The organism is Streptomyces sp. TRM49041 (assembly GCF_008271805.1).
Lineage (GTDB): Bacteria > Actinomycetota > Actinomycetes > Streptomycetales > Streptomycetaceae > Streptomyces.
Window position 1 is genome coordinate 1 of the sequence record NZ_VSRY01000131.1, and the last position, 13,496, is coordinate 13,496.

15 protein-coding genes and 2 pseudogenes are annotated in these 13,496 nt (G+C 68.5%); 8 read left to right on the top strand and 9 right to left on the bottom strand.

Annotated elements, in window-relative coordinates; all coding sequences use genetic code 11:
* Positions 1-1,089, bottom strand: coding sequence for an IS630 family transposase (locus tag FVS66_RS15940; RefSeq protein ID WP_149181358.1), 1,089 nt, complete (start codon positions 1,087-1,089; stop codon positions 1-3).
* A 231-nt stretch (positions 1,090-1,320) separates the two neighbouring features.
* On the opposite strand from FVS66_RS15940, the gene FVS66_RS35035 reads away from it, so the two are divergent.
* Positions 1,321-1,494, top strand: a complete 174-nt coding sequence (locus tag FVS66_RS35035) for a hypothetical protein (RefSeq protein ID WP_187645546.1) — start codon at positions 1,321-1,323, stop codon at positions 1,492-1,494.
* Positions 1,495-2,534: 1,040 nt separating this feature from the next.
* Here the strand turns inward: FVS66_RS35035 and FVS66_RS15945 are convergent.
* Together FVS66_RS15945 and FVS66_RS15950 are read right to left on the bottom strand one after the other, a co-directional pair.
* The gene (locus tag FVS66_RS15945) at positions 2,535-3,719 is read right to left on the bottom strand and encodes an RNA polymerase sigma factor (RefSeq protein ID WP_149181858.1); all 1,185 of its coding nucleotides are present in this window, start codon (positions 3,717-3,719) and stop codon (positions 2,535-2,537) included.
* Complete coding sequence (locus FVS66_RS15950) at positions 3,719-4,135, bottom strand: YciI family protein (RefSeq protein ID WP_149181849.1); 417 nt, start codon at positions 4,133-4,135, stop codon at positions 3,719-3,721. Before FVS66_RS15950 ends, FVS66_RS15945 begins: the two co-directional genes overlap by 1 nt.
* A gap of 195 nt (positions 4,136-4,330) precedes the next feature.
* Here FVS66_RS15950 and FVS66_RS35040 point away from each other — a divergent pair, with 195 nt between their 5' ends.
* Complete coding sequence (locus FVS66_RS35040; protein WP_187645547.1) at positions 4,331-4,492, top strand: hypothetical protein; 162 nt, start codon at positions 4,331-4,333, stop codon at positions 4,490-4,492.
* Positions 4,493-4,639: 147 nt separating this feature from the next.
* Here FVS66_RS35040 and FVS66_RS36850 read toward each other — a convergent pair.
* A pseudogene (locus FVS66_RS36850) lies at positions 4,640-4,753 on the bottom strand (restriction endonuclease); the annotation flags it as partial.
* 217 nt (positions 4,754-4,970) lie between these two features.
* Between FVS66_RS36850 and FVS66_RS15960 the strand changes: the two are divergent.
* Positions 4,971-5,459, top strand: coding sequence for a hypothetical protein (locus FVS66_RS15960; protein ID WP_149181850.1), 489 nt, complete (start codon positions 4,971-4,973; stop codon positions 5,457-5,459).
* On the opposite strand, the gene FVS66_RS15965 is transcribed toward FVS66_RS15960, so the two are convergent.
* Positions 5,446-6,429 carry a BtrH N-terminal domain-containing protein gene (locus FVS66_RS15965; RefSeq protein ID WP_149181859.1) on the bottom strand — a complete coding sequence of 328 codons (984 nt, stop codon included), beginning with the start codon at positions 6,427-6,429 and terminating at the stop codon, positions 5,446-5,448. The two genes, FVS66_RS15960 and FVS66_RS15965, sit on opposite strands and share 14 nt — an antisense overlap.
* Before the next feature lie 247 nt (positions 6,430-6,676).
* On the opposite strand from FVS66_RS15965, the gene FVS66_RS15970 reads away from it, so the two are divergent.
* Positions 6,677-6,988: a hypothetical protein gene (locus FVS66_RS15970; RefSeq protein ID WP_149181851.1), complete on the top strand. Its 312-nt coding sequence runs from the start codon at positions 6,677-6,679 to the stop codon at positions 6,986-6,988.
* Positions 6,989-6,998: 10 nt separating this feature from the next.
* On the opposite strand, the gene FVS66_RS15975 is transcribed toward FVS66_RS15970, so the two are convergent.
* The 3 genes and pseudogenes from FVS66_RS15975 to FVS66_RS15985 all read right to left on the bottom strand — a co-directional run bounded on the left by FVS66_RS15975 (position 6,999) and on the right by FVS66_RS15985 (position 8,884).
* Complete coding sequence (locus tag FVS66_RS15975) at positions 6,999-7,844, bottom strand: IS5 family transposase (RefSeq protein WP_149181852.1); 846 nt, start codon at positions 7,842-7,844, stop codon at positions 6,999-7,001.
* A gap of 301 nt (positions 7,845-8,145) precedes the next feature.
* Positions 8,146-8,256: pseudogene (locus tag FVS66_RS15980) on the bottom strand (IS5/IS1182 family transposase); the annotation flags it as partial.
* A 139-nt stretch (positions 8,257-8,395) separates the two neighbouring features.
* Positions 8,396-8,884 carry a hypothetical protein gene (locus tag FVS66_RS15985; protein WP_149181853.1) on the bottom strand — a complete coding sequence of 163 codons (489 nt, stop codon included), beginning with the start codon at positions 8,882-8,884 and terminating at the stop codon, positions 8,396-8,398.
* 156 nt (positions 8,885-9,040) lie between these two features.
* Here FVS66_RS15985 and FVS66_RS15990 point away from each other — a divergent pair, with 156 nt between their 5' ends.
* Together FVS66_RS15990 and FVS66_RS15995 are read left to right on the top strand one after the other, a co-directional pair.
* Positions 9,041-9,595 carry a DUF6431 domain-containing protein gene (locus FVS66_RS15990; RefSeq protein WP_262387024.1) on the top strand — a complete coding sequence of 185 codons (555 nt, stop codon included), beginning with the start codon at positions 9,041-9,043 and terminating at the stop codon, positions 9,593-9,595.
* Between the two features lie 105 nt (positions 9,596-9,700).
* The gene (locus tag FVS66_RS15995) at positions 9,701-10,405 is read left to right on the top strand and encodes a helix-turn-helix domain-containing protein (RefSeq protein ID WP_149181855.1); all 705 of its coding nucleotides are present in this window, start codon (positions 9,701-9,703) and stop codon (positions 10,403-10,405) included.
* Between the two features lie 389 nt (positions 10,406-10,794).
* On the opposite strand, the gene FVS66_RS16005 is transcribed toward FVS66_RS15995, so the two are convergent.
* Complete coding sequence (locus FVS66_RS16005) at positions 10,795-12,018, bottom strand: glycosyltransferase (protein WP_149181857.1); 1,224 nt, start codon at positions 12,016-12,018, stop codon at positions 10,795-10,797.
* A 377-nt stretch (positions 12,019-12,395) separates the two neighbouring features.
* Between FVS66_RS16005 and FVS66_RS16010 the strand changes: the two genes are divergently transcribed.
* Positions 12,396-12,881 (top strand): winged helix-turn-helix domain-containing protein, encoded by a 486-nt coding sequence (locus FVS66_RS16010; protein ID WP_149180423.1) that lies wholly within the window; start codon positions 12,396-12,398, stop codon positions 12,879-12,881.
* Positions 12,882-12,931: 50 nt separating this feature from the next.
* Entirely contained in the window at positions 12,932-13,462 is a 531-nt protein-coding gene (locus FVS66_RS16015) for a transposase (RefSeq protein ID WP_262386880.1), read from the top strand.
* Positions 13,463-13,496: the final 34 nt, after the last annotated feature.

Consider the following 13,496-nt stretch of genomic DNA (forward strand, 5'->3'; position numbering starts at 1 on the left):
CTAGTGTCCTGAGTCGTTAGTTCGTGTGCAGTATGCGGCGAGGGTTTCGAGGATCTCGTCTGCGGTCTTGGTCCACACGAACGGCTTGGGGTTCTTGTTCCACTCGTTGATCCAGCCGCGGATGTCGCGTTCGAGCTCGACGACGCTGCGGTGGGCCGAGCGGCGGAGTTTGCGGCAGGTCAGCTCGGCGAACCAGCGTTCGACGAGGTTGAGCCAGGATGCCGAGGTGGGAGTGAAGTGCAGGTGGAAGCGGGGGTGTCGCAGCAGCCACTTCTTGACCGCTTCGGTCTTGTGGGTGGCGTAGTTGTCCAGGACCAGGTGCAGGTCCAGGTCCTTGGGCACGGCGGCGTCGATGGTCTTCAGGAAACGGAGGAACTCCTGGTGGCGATGGCGTCGGTAGTGCTGGGCTATGACCGAGCCGGAGGCGATGTCGAGTGCGGCGAACAGGCTGGTGGTGCCGTGGCGGACGTAGTCGTGGGTCATCCGCGCCGGCGTCGTCGGTGCCAGCGGCAGCACGGGCTGGGTGCGGTCCAGGGCCTGGATCTGCGACTTCTCGTCCACCGCCAGCACCAGGGCGTTCTCGGGCGGGGCGAGGTAGATGCCCACCACGTCGCGGACCTTGGTCACGAACTGCGGGTCGGTGGACAGCTTCCATGTCTGCACGATGTGCGGTTTGAGGCCGAACGCCCGCCAGATTCTGGAGACTGCGGACTGCGACATGCCCGCAGCCTGGGCCATCGACCGCGTCGACCAGTGCGAATCCCCCGAAGGGGGTGCCTGGTCGAGGGTCCGGGCGACCAGGGACTCGACCTGCTCGTCCGTGATCCTGCGCGGGGCACCCGAGCGCGGAGCGTCGACGAGTCCCTCAAGACGGTCGGAAGCGAACCTGGACCGCCACTTGCGCACCGTCTCCCGCGAGATACCGAGCTCCTGCGCGACCTGCGCGTTCGGGCGGCCCTCGGCGCACGCCAGCACGATCCTCGCGCGCAGCACCAAGGCCTGCCCCGCGGTCCGCTTGCGCAACCAGCCTCGCAGTACGCGGCGTTCGCGCTCGGACAACTCCAATGACAACGGCTTCGGGCCCGGCATCCCCCAACCCTACAACCGCCAATGAACTACCGACTCAGGACACTAGCGGATGCCTCTGACAAGCCAACTCGTGCCGCTCAAACGCTGGCAAGGGAAGCCGCGACGACGGATCCTAGTGGCCCTTGTCGGTCGAGTTCCTGGGGCGCTTGTTGGGGCGGTAACTGGGCCCGTTCATGATCACCTGGTGGCTGGTGTTGATGATCCAGCAGCGGTCAGGTGACCCTGTGGTCGATGAACCTGGGCCGCGCGGACGGCGTCATCGATCTCTCCGGTTCTGCCGGGCTGTGGCGGCGGGTCCGTGTGAGTTGCACAGGCCGCGGCAAGGCCGAGCGCCTGTCAGAGGAGACGGGAACGGCCGAGGGCGTGGAGAAGTACTTGATCCAGTTCTGGCCCAAGGCTTCCTGAAAGGCAAGGGCGGACGCGACCGTCGCGGCGGCCCCTCTACCGGGTCAGGACATCATCTGCACGGTGAAGCCGTCCTGAAGGCCGTCGATCAGCAGCAGGCCGTCGGCGAGGCTCAGGGCGGGTTGAGCAAGGCCGAGCGAGAAGAGCTGAAGCGGCTGCGCAAGCCCTCCGCCGAGCGGGCCAAGACGATCGAGATCCTGAAAAGAGCGACGGCCTTCTCAGCGGCCGTCACGTAGTGGGATGCGGGCCGGGGCTCGGCCAGCAGGGCCGAGCCCCGGCCGGTCGTCGAGCGATGCCACTCGGGTGTCCATTCGTCACACACCCGTGGCGTACGAGCGACAAGAGCTGATCGCTTTCGCCACCTACCTGACCAGACCGCAGATCAAGACCGCTTGCGGAATCAGCGCACACAACCGCCACGGCCGCTCGGGCACCAGTACGACTGACTGCACACACCCGAACTGATCAGTCCAGGTCAGAGCGCCAGCTCCTAGAACACCGCTCGCAGGCGTTCGCAGGCTGGACCAGGGCCCATCCCGGCGGCGGGCGACGTCGGGCCGCCGGGATGGGCACCGGGTTTCACTCTCACCGCCCTATGGGTGAGCCGGGCACTGCTATGCGGCAGCCGACACCACCGTCAGCTCTCACGCACTCACGTGCCGCTCCCCCGGCCACCGGCCCGGGACGACCGCCCCAGCACCGCGTGACCGACTCTCCTCACCCCAACAGACCCCACCGTCCCAGCACCCACCAGGGCTTCGTCCCGAGTCGGGTCGAAGGTGCGCGTGCTCTTCGTAGACCAGCCTGTGTGAGCCGCCTTTCGGGCAGCCGAACCGTCGCAGACGGGCCACCTCCACCGGGCACTTCAGGGGACGGCGCAATTGAGATAACACGCTTCCAGCACACCTGACATCGCTGAGCTTCTCCGTCGGCAACACGTCGTAGCACCTGGTCTCGCCCCCCGCCTACTCGCTGTGAGGCGACCGCTCTGGCCGCGGGGCCGCGGCCCGCCGAGTGCTGCGGGATCCGAGCCCGGGCCGTCAGCGACACCCACGGGCATTGATCCGGGCGGCCCGGCGCATCAGGTAGTCGCGCTCGGCGAGGCTGGGTGCTTTTCGGGCCGCCTCGGCGTACAGCCGCGCCGCCCTCGTCAGGTCGCCGTCGCGCTCGTGGAGGTACGCCGCCACCGCGTCGTAGCGGGGCAGTGAATCGTTCAGCGCCGCGAGTGCCGTCAGCCCGGCGCACGGTCCGTCGGCCTCACCGACGGCCACCGCGCGGTTGAGCCGGACGACCGGGCTGTCGGTCAGGCGCGCGAGCTCGTCGTACCACTCGACGATCTGTACCCAGTCAGTCTCATCGGCGCTGGGCGCGTCAGCGTGGAGTGCCGCGATGGCGGCCTGGGCCTGATACTCCCCCAGCCGGTCGCGGGCGAGGGCCGCCTGCAGGATCTCGATGCCCTCGGCGATCGACTCGGTGTTCCACCTGCTGCGGTCCTGCTCGGCCAGGGGCACCAGGCTGCCGTCGGGCGCCGTCCGGGTGGCACGCCGGGCGTGGTGAAGCAGCATGAGGGCGAGCAGCCCCGCCACCTCGGGGTGGTCGATCGCGGCCGCGAGCCGGCGGGTGAGCCGGATGGCCTCGGCGGCGAGGTCGACGTCGCCGGAGTAACCCTCGTTGAAGACCAGGTAGAGGACGCGCAGCACGGTGGCGACGTCGCCGGGCTGGTCGAACCGAACGCCGGAGAGAGTGCGCTTGGCACGGCTGATGCGCTGCGCCATGGTCGCCTCGGGCACCAGGTAGGCCTGGGCGATCTGGCGGGTGGTGAGCCCGCCGAGGGCGCGCAGCGTGAGCGCGACCGCGGACGACGGCGTCAGCGACGGATGGGCGCACAGGAAGTAGAGCTGGAGCGTGTCGTCCACCGCGGGCACCGGCCCGGGCGCGGGCTCCTCGTCGACAAGGCCCTCACGCCGACGGCGGGCGGCGTCCGCCCGTGTCGCGTCGAGGAACCGGCGCCAGGCCACGGTGACCAGCCAGCCCTTCGGGTCCCGAATGGGGTCTGCCCCGCTCGAGCGAAGCCCAGAGCTCGGGGAAGGGCCGACCGGCCAAACGCGGACCGCCTCGACCAGCGCCTCCTGCACGGCGTCCTCGGCCGCCGCGAAGTCGGCTCCGCGGCGGACGAGGATCCCGAGCACGCTCGGTGTGAGGCTTCGGAGCAGGGCCTCGTTCATCAGTGAGGGCACTCCGGGATGGTGGGCGGCGAGGCCAGGAACGGGCGCACCTCGAGCCACTCGTGGATCGGCTCCCCGCCCGCCCCAGGGGCGGCCGACAGCTCCCCGGCCAGCTCGACGGCGCGCTCGTAGCTGTCGACGTCGATCACCATCCAGCCGGCGATGAGGTCCTTGGTCTCGGCGAACGGGCCGTCGGTGACCGGCGGGCGCCCCTCACCGTCGTACCGGACGAACGTGCCCTCAGGGGCGAGCGCCTGGCCGTCGACGAACTCACCGGTCTCCTCGAGCCGGGCCGCGAAGTCGCGCATGTACTGCACGTGCGCCGAGATCTCCTCCGGCGTCCACTGGTCCATGGGCACGTCGTTGACCGGAGCCGGAGCGCCGCGGTAGTGCTTGAGCAGCAGGTACTTGGCCATCGTGTTCCTCCTCAGTGCTGATGCGACCCATCTTGGTCACGTTCACCCCGGGGACGGAGCCGTTCACGGCTTCTCGACATCACCGTCCGAGATTTTTCCGGCTCTCGCGGACGAGTCTGGGTGAGCCGTCTCGTGGTGTCCTGGTTCACGGCGTGACGCGGGAGCGAGGTCGTCTCGCTCTACGTGGTTCTGGCTGTGGCTCGCCGGTTCCTCCCGGACGCGCCCGCGGGCCGGGCGATCGTCTTCACGGACGCTCCCCGCAGCTCCCTCGTGATACTGCCGCTCGCTCCGGCGCTGCCCCACGGTCTGGCCGACGCCGCGGACCGCGAACGAGCCCGCCGCTGCGTGTTCACCTGAGCGGCTTCGCCGTGTGCGGGCCGTACGAATGCCGCGCTCACTCCGATGGCGGGCGCGGCTCATACCTCGGGGAGAGAGCCTGCGGTGGGCGCCGGAGGAGCCGACTGGGGGGCGGCGAACTTGCGGGCCGGGCATGGTGAACACACAGGAAGCCACGAAGACGGGGACGTCGGCGCCGTGCTCGGCCCGGGCGGCGCGACTGAAGGTCTGGATGCCGCGGCTGCCGACGGAGCGGTGTCTGGGATACCGCTTGCACTGCACGACGATCTTCCGGACTCATCCAGCCCGCCACCGCCGAGGCACGCCCGGCACCGGACGTCCCCCAGATCACCCTGGGCATCAAGCTTCTCGAAGCCCCCATTGATCGCCGGGGCGATCCGCTCGCCTCCAGCTACATCATCGGCCATCTGTCGCCCGGAGTGGTGATCCGCCGAGACCCGAGGCGGAGAACGGAAGCCGAGAGCCCCTGAAGCTTCGGATGTACCCCGGTGCGACAGGCATCCGCAAGGGCGGATTCTTCTTCCCACTGAACGGCAAGCGCAATGAACTCGCCCGCAGGATCTCCCTGGACCGCACCAGCCTGGATCTCAAGCCGGACGCCGAGGCCCGCATGCGACGATCCGGGTTCCGCGGACGGCTGGGGAAGGCGAACGGTACGCAGTCATCTGGGTCCAGCGCCGTTCGGCCCCGGCCCGCAGGGCAACGTGGCCTGACCAACCGGGTCGGCGTCCGCGTCTATCTCGACATCGGCCCCGGCGGCGAGAAGCCCTCCGACTTCCGCATCACCAAACTCATCTTCGCCCGTGGCCCCGGCGGTGTCCCTCAACTGCGGGCCCGAGTACGCAACACCGGGGCCCGGGCGGTGGACATCAGCGGCAGACTGATACTCAAAGAGGGGCCGGGCGACGCTCCAGCGGCAGCGACGGGGACGAAGGCGAAAGTGCTGCTGGGTGTTAGAGCATGCTGAGTGCCTGCATCGCATCGCGTTCGATACGCGAGAGCTCATGGAGGACAGAGCCGGCCTGCATGAGGTTCTTCGCGTCGCCGGATTCGCCTGCTGCCGCGATGAGTGCGGCCACCTGTGTCCAGAGGGTGGCGGCCTCGGCATAAAGGCTGTGGCCAGTGCGCAGGTGGCTGCTTTCGATCAGCTGGGCACACTCGGCGAGGAAGTCCCGGTAGAGATTGCGGAACAGGGCGCCGCCGGTGCCTGCCCTCTCCATGAGGAGGGCGGCCCGTGGCAGGTCCTCCCGCGGATTGTCGCTGCGCTGCAGCCATTTCGGCACTTGCTTGGCGGTCTTCTCGATGCCCCGGTGGCCCAGGTTCGCGATGGGCGGGTTCAGGAAGGCGTCGGCGCATGCCTTGATCGCGGGGATGATCCGGTCCTGCGGTGGCGTCAGGCTGCTGGGCGCCGTGATGGTGAAGGAGCGGTGCCTGGCGGTCATGGGGCCGCGCTCGGCCCTGGCCCTGGCCAGGCCGGCGAGGCTGGTCGACACGGCTCCGCCCTGCGGAGCGGTGTCCACCAGGTAGGCGTCCTGTTCGTCGTAGCCGTACATGGCCACTACGTGCCCGCCGAAGTGCACCTTGGTGCTGAAGTAGTCCAGATGGTAGCTGTCGAGCTGAAGGCCGACCGGCCGACCGGCGTCGATGGGTGCCGCCACGTTCTGCCACGCCTTGCGCGGGGAGGTGGTCTCCCTGACCAGCAGCTCAAGTCCGAGTACGGCGGCCAGGTTCCTGGTGAGCTCGAACGGCTTGACCCGGCCTCCCAGGAAGGGAAAGCCCATGCCTTTGCTGTCCCAGTAGATGAAGGACAGCCCGGAGCCAAGCCCGAACAGCATGGGCTCGGACAGGTCGAGTCCCTCATGCCGCAGCAGCACGCCCAATGCCGTCGTCTCACAGTGCTGCATACCGCGGACATCGATGTCTTTCACCATGGTCATGCCGCTCATTCTTCCTCCCTCACCAGACGACAACGCCGCAGATGGGCGTGCCAGACCACCGCGTCCGAGTCGTGATCCTCCGGACAGGGCCTTAAAGAGCGTTTTGTCCTGGCAGGGCTGTTTGATAACTCAGGCGACGAAGCCGCTTGGATCAGGTGATCGCGCCTGTGACGATCGGGTCGTGTGGACCCGTAGGGCCTGCGGTTGCAGGTGGGATGGTCCGTAGAGGCAAGGAGGGGTGCCGGGAATGGTCACTGGGGGAACAGCGCGGCTACTGCTCAGCAACGGTGGTGAGGCCGCGCTGGAGCTGATCGTGGAGCCCTGGGCGGAAACGCATCAGCTTCTCCCGAAGCAGACGTGGGTCGTTGTCACGCACTCGCCTGCAGCAGATGGTTCATGGTCCGGGACTCTACGCGGGGACGAACCGTTCCAGGTCGACCATCGGCCCGAATCGGTCACGGTGTGGGTCAACGGCAACTGCTTCCACCTCAGCGACATGGAGGGGAACATGATCGATTCGGCCGACTGGCACTGTCCTGCTCAAGGCTCTGCCTCCTGACTTGGTGCACTCAGGAGTCGCGCCAGTTCGGCGTGGATTCATGGGTGAGCCGGCGGCTTATGAGGTCGACCATTGCCACCTTGATCATGGCTTCGGAGCGGTGAGGGTGGGTCTCGTAGTCGCGGGCGAGGCGGCGGTGGTGCATAATAAGCCAGCCAAACGTCCGCTCGACGACCCAGCGCCGCGGAATCACCTTGAAGCCCTTCTGGGCAGGGTCGCGGCGGGTGACTTCGACGTCGATGCCCAGGGGGGCACCGTGGTCGATGACCTTGGTGCTGTAGCCGCTGTCGGCCCACGCCTTGGTGACGCGGGGATGACCTTCGGCGATGTCCGAGAGCAGATGGATACCGCCCACGTTGTCGGAGACGCTGGCGGCGGTGACCAGCACGGCCAGGAGGAGGCCGGCGGTGTCGACGCCGATGTGACGTTTGCGGCCTGCGATCTTCTTACCCGCGTCGATGCCCTGGCCGGCCGCGGGCACATTGGCCGAGGTCTTGACGCTCTGGGCGTCGAGGACGCAGGCACTCGGCTCGGCATCGCGGCCCTCGGCTTCCCGGACCAGGCGCCGCAGGAGACCGTTGAGCTGGTCGAAGACCTCGCCCTTCTGCCAGGCGGCGAAGTAGCCGTAAACCGTCTCCCACGGAGCGAAGTCGTGTGGCAGGTACCGCCAGGGAATCCCGGTTCGGTCGACATAAAGGATGGCGTCCATGATCCGGCGCAGATCGTGCTCGGGCGGCCGCCCGATGTCCAGGCCCTTTCCTCTCCGTTCGGCCCGCCAGGCTGTCAGAGTTGGTTCCAGCAGTTTCCAACGGGCATCGGACAGGTCACTCGGGTACGGCCGCTGCTTACGAGGCATGTTTCTGTAGTACCGATGGCCGCCGTCCCGCCACAGGGCGCAAACCGGCGTGACCGGGGGCGTGTTGGGATCAGACAGGAGCGAAAGGACCGAAACGGGCCCTCGTACGCCGTCATCCGCCTCACCTGTCACAAGAAACGTCTACTGCCCCAGCTGACCCGAAGCGGTCCACCACCTGAACTGCAATGAAGCACTCCGGGCGGGACAAAACACTCTTTTACTGATCGTTTCAGAATGCCGTCCTGCGGAGACGCTGGAGGACCCATGGAACAATCCTTCCAATCACGGGCCCAGGGGGGGGACCGGTCCGCAGCACGTACATCACGCCGGCGAGTGCCACTCGGTCAGGAACGCGCAACCGTCCCGGATGCCGACGGCGGCGCTCGGGACCAGGCGGCAGCAGCGGGGCCACTGTTGAGCGACGTTCTGTATGAACAGGAACGAGAGGCTTGGCGACACTCGCGGTGGAGACGTTCAGGTGGGGTCTCTGATGCCTGGGAAGACTTCGTGCGCGACGACATAGTGAGCATGTAGAGGGCTCGCGACAGCGACTACGCGTCGGGGCGTGTCCATCGTTTGATGATGTGCGGCTGGGAGTGCGGGGCCGGCCAGGCTTGCAGTCGGATTTCCTCGGTGTCCTCCGGCTCGTCCTCGCAGTCGGGGTCGGGGAAGGCTGCGGCGGCGAGGTTCCGTCGGGAAGCGCGGATGCGGGTCCACCCGGCGGGCACGTCGAAGCGTGCCGCATCGGGGAGGTAGTCGGTGCAGCCCAGCACGACGAGTCGTCCCGAGACCAGGTTGAGGCTTGCTTCGACGACGTGGTCGAAGTCGTCGCTGTCGTCGTCCGGCTGTTGCGCGAGGACGTGGACGCTGACTGCCACGATGACGTTGACGGCAGTGCCGATGCCCAGGGCATCTTCGGTGACGCCGAGGCCGTCCAGTACGGCTTGTTCGGTCCACACGTCACTCAGGTCGCCGTCGGACTCGTCGTCCAGGATGTGGATCTGGAAGTAGTCCGCGAAGAGTTCAAGGTCTGTCACCACGGGGCCATCATCGCTGCTGCTCAGGGAGGGCAGAGCGGCGGGGTGAGGCTGTTGTCGGGTGAGGCCGCCGCCCGGGTGATCCGAACATGAACGCTGGCCCGTCTGGAGAGGTTCGGGCTGACTGCTGCAGGTCAGACGGAGGTGGCGGTGTTGCTGGTGGAGCGGCAGCTGCGGGCAGGTGAGTTGGCCTGCCCGTCGTACAGGGCGGTCCTGGCGCCGTGGGGACACGGGCGGCCGCGGGAGGTAAGTGGTGATCTCGGGACCCGGCTGTTCGTCCGCCCCCGCCGGTCGCGCTGTTCCGACTGTCAGGTCACGCACATGCTGCTGCCGGAAGCGGTATGGCCGCGTCGGGCGGACGCGGCCGAGGTGATCGGGACCGGGCTGGAGATAGCGGCCTTGGGGATAGGGCACCGCCGGGTCGCTGCCCATCTGGGCCGGGCCGAGGGCACGGTCCGCGGCTGGATCCGCCGCTTCCGCGAGCGGTCCGAGAACGTTCGCCGGTACTTCACCGTCACCCTGGTCGCGCTCGCCGATGACCCGGTGATGCCCGACCCGTCTGGGACTGCGCTCGCAGACGCGGTCTCGGCGGTCGCGGCCGCCCATCAGGCGGCCGCGACAAAGTGGGCCCACGTGAACACGGTGTCGCGGTGGGAGTTCGCGGGCCGGGTGATAGACGGCCGGATACTGACCTGCACCTCTTCAGGCATTTGATCAACACGGGCCGCCCCTGGGCGGTGAAGGGAGGTGCCGGAAGTCTTGACCGTGTCCGTCCGCGTGAGGGTCGGACACTGACCGAGATGCGAGAAGAGTCCGCGCATGGCATCGAGCGAGGACGAGGACCGCCGCCGGGCGGATAAGGCCCGGCAGGTCGGTCTGTTCCGCTGTTCCCTGATCCAGGACCTATTGGACACAAGCCTGGCCACGCATGAACGAGGCCGTCTGGCACGGGAATTGGCGGAGAAGGAACATTCGGAACCCTTCGGCCGGCAGGTGAATGTGTCCAGGGGCACGATCGACCGGTGGACCAGGGACTACCGCAGCGGCGGGTTCGCCGCGCTGGAGCCCGAGCCGCGCAAGGCGGTCCCCAGGACGCCGCCGGAGGTGCTGGAGCTGGCGGCCGAGCTGAAGCGGGAGAACCCAGGCCGCACGGCGGCGCAGATCCAGCGGATCCTACGGACCACGCAAGGCTGGTCGCCGACCGAACGCACCCTGCAACGGCACTTCGTTGCGGCCGTGCTGACCGGCGCCGGCGGTGACGAAAGGAGCGTGTTCGGCCAGTTCGAGGCAACCTGCGGCAACGAGTTGTGGACCGGGGACGCCTTGCACGGGCCGAGGGTCGGCGGGCGGAAGACGTACTTGTTCGCCTTCATCGACGACCACAGCCGGGCGATCGTGGGGCACCGGTTCAGGTTCCGGGTGTTCACGAGTAGCCCTGACCAGCCACGTCCCGACCCGTTGAAGATCGCTTCCCGTTCGCGAGCTGACCGTTTCCCGAGTTGGTGGGCTGCTCAGCAGTCGTAGGGTGTGTACGGCGTGTCCGGGCACTCGGGGCAGACGAAGAGGTACACGCAACCGAGGTCGCCCAGGTCCATCCCGTGGCCGATGGTGTCGACGACTGCGTGGTCGGTCTTGGTGCCCCGGCTGGGGTCCGAGCCGGCAGAGGGCCGCCGATGGAACTGTCGTGCACCCTCGGTTCGCCGCTACGCGGATACGGCAGGGTCGCCTCCCGCGCGAGACCGGAAAGCTCCGGTATCAGTGATTCCACGTCGAATGGCGGAGTGGGGATGCGGCGGGGCATGGTGCCTGGAGGAGGGGTCGGCGGCCACTGGCGCATACCTCCGTACACCGGGCGCGGGGCAGACCGAGGCCCGCCACCGTCGGGTGGCGGACCTCTTGGTCGGGCACCTTTCTCAGCCGACCTTGTCGAGCAGCAGCTTTGCGGACACTGCCGCGCCGTCGGTGCGGATCGTGCCGGCCACAGCGGCTGCCCGGGCTCGGGTCTCGGGAGCCAGGGCGATACCGAGCGCGGCCGACAGGGACTCGGAGGTCGGGTTCGGGCCGTCGTGTGCCGCGCCGATGCCGAGGTCGGCCACGCGGCCGGCCCAGTACGGCTGGTCCGCCAGCTGGGGTACGACCACCTGGGGCGCACCGGCCCGGGCGGCCGTGGTCGTGGTGCCCGCGCCGCCGTGGTGGACGACGGCGGCGACACGCGGGAACAGGGCGTGGTGGTTGACCTCGCCGACGGCGAAGCAGTCGTCCTGGTCGTCGGCCACGGCCAGGTCGGCCCAGCCGCGGGAGAGGAGCACACGTCGGCCCTGCGCCCGGACCGCCTCGACGGCCGCCCGGGCCACGCCGTCTGCGTCGCGCATGGGAATGCTGCCGAACCCCACGTACACCGGCGGTTCGCCGGCGTGGAGGAACGCCTCCACGTCGGCCGGCAGCGGGCGATCGTCCGTCCGGAACCACGCGCCGGTCTGCACCACGTCGAGGTCCGCCGGCTCCTGCCACGGGCTGAGGACCGGGTCGGTGGCCAGCCAGGGGCGGTCGGTGAGGACGTAGTCGCGGAAGTGGCCCACCGGCGGCAGGCCGATGGACGCCCGGTGGGTGTTGAGCCCGGTCCCGAACAGCACGTTCATGGTTTCGGTGTCCAGGTCCCACAGCATTCGGTTGTCGGTCACGCCGGGCGGGAACGGCCTGCCCGGCCGCTCGAACGGCGGGTGGTGTGGCGAGGGCAGGTAGGCGGGGAAGTAGGCAACGAACACGTAAGGGATGCCCAGGTGCTCGGCTGCCGTCCGCGCGCCGGCCGCCGCCGGGAGCAGACCGGTCGCCAGGATCACGTCGCATCCCTCGGCAGCCGTGACGACCGCCTCGTACGTCGTGGCGGTCATTGCGGCCGCGCGTGCGGGCAGCCCCTCCGCAGGAGCCTTCGTCTTCCCGGTGAGCACCCCCTTCACGAACGGGCGCATCGGATCGCCTATCGGCACCAGCGGGAGGCCGACGGAGTCGAACAGTTCCGCGAAGTCCGGAGGCGTGCACATCCGCACGTCGACTCCGAGGTCCCGCAGCCGCACCGCAACCGCCACCAGCGGTTCGATGTCTCCGCGCGACCCGTAGGCCATCAACAGCACGCGCATGTGGTGACTCTCATTTCGTGGGATTCCGGGCTCCGCCTGACAGGGGCCTGCCCGGTCTTGTTGTCAGTGGCAGTGGCAGTGGCAGTGGCAGTGGCAGTGGCAGTGGCAGTGGCAGTGGCAGTGGCCAACGTAGGTCAGCTCATGCAAGGGCTACTCGTTCCTTCGAAAGGGATGTGAGTAGGGCGTCAGATCGCGTCGGCAGGAGCCGCCCAGGCCCGTGTTTCCGGGTTGGGTAGGCGATTCTGCGGCACCCCCGGGACCTTGCCGCAAGCCCCCCTGTGCCCTATATCCTGATCATGAAAAGAGCGGCTACTGAGGTTGAACTCGTGGTGTCGTAGGGGCTGACGGCTCGTCGCCTGTGCGGTATCACCGAAGGCATGCGGTATCCACAAGGGGGCGGGCTGACCGCCGAACGGCAGCAGTTCCGCGAGGAGTTACGGCTAAAGGCGGCCGAGAGGTTCGCCCTGGGCGAGGCGAGCTCGGTGATCGCGAAGGACCTGCGGGTCAGCGTCCGTTCGGTGCAGCGATGGCGGCAGATGTGGGACGAGGGCGGTCCCCGGGCTCTGCGGTCGCAGGGGCCGGCGTCGCTGCCGAGGCTGAGTCAGAAGCAGTTCACGCAGCTGGAGGCGGAGCTGGCCAAGGGTCCGGCCGCGCACGGCTGGGAAGACCAACGCTGGACCCTGAGCCGTGTGAAGACGGTGATCGGCCGGCGCTTCCACCTGACCTACACGGTCCAGGGCGTGCGGAAGCTGCTGGTGCGCAATGGCTGGTCCTGCCAGGTGCCTGCCCGTCGGGCCGTGGAGCGGGACGACGATGCGGTCGCGGGGTGGGCCAAGGAGGTGTGGCCCCGCGCGGAAGGTTAGCGGCGGCCCGTGGGGCCTGGCTCGTCTTCGAGGACGAGGCCGGCTTCTCCATGACGCCGCCGCACGCGAAGACTTGGTCTCGGCGCGGCCGGACCCCGGTGGTGCGGGTGCGGGGCCGTTCCCGCAGACGGATATCCATCGCCGCGCTGACCTGCTACAAGCCCGGCCACCGGTCGCGGCTGATCTACCGGCCGCGCAGGGACGACGGTCAGCGCGACGGACGCAAGAGCTTCTCCTGGCGCGATTACCGGGACCTGCTGATCGCCGCCCACCAGCAGCTCGGGGGCCCGATCGTGCTCGTCTGGGACAACCTGAACGTTCACAAGGCCGCCGGGCTGCGGGAGTTCGCCGAAGCCCGGGACTGGCTGACCATCTACTACTTGCCGCCCTACGCACCCGACCTCAACCCCGTCGAAGGGATCTGGTCACTACTGCGGCGGGGCTGGCTCTCCAACGTCGCCTTCAATACCCCCGAACACCTCGTCCAGCGCATCCGACGCGGCCTCCGGCACATCCAGTACCGCAGCCACCTGATAGACGGCTGCCTCGCCGAGACCGGCCTGACCATCAGACCCACCTGAACGACCCAGCGACATCACGAGTTCAACCTCAGTA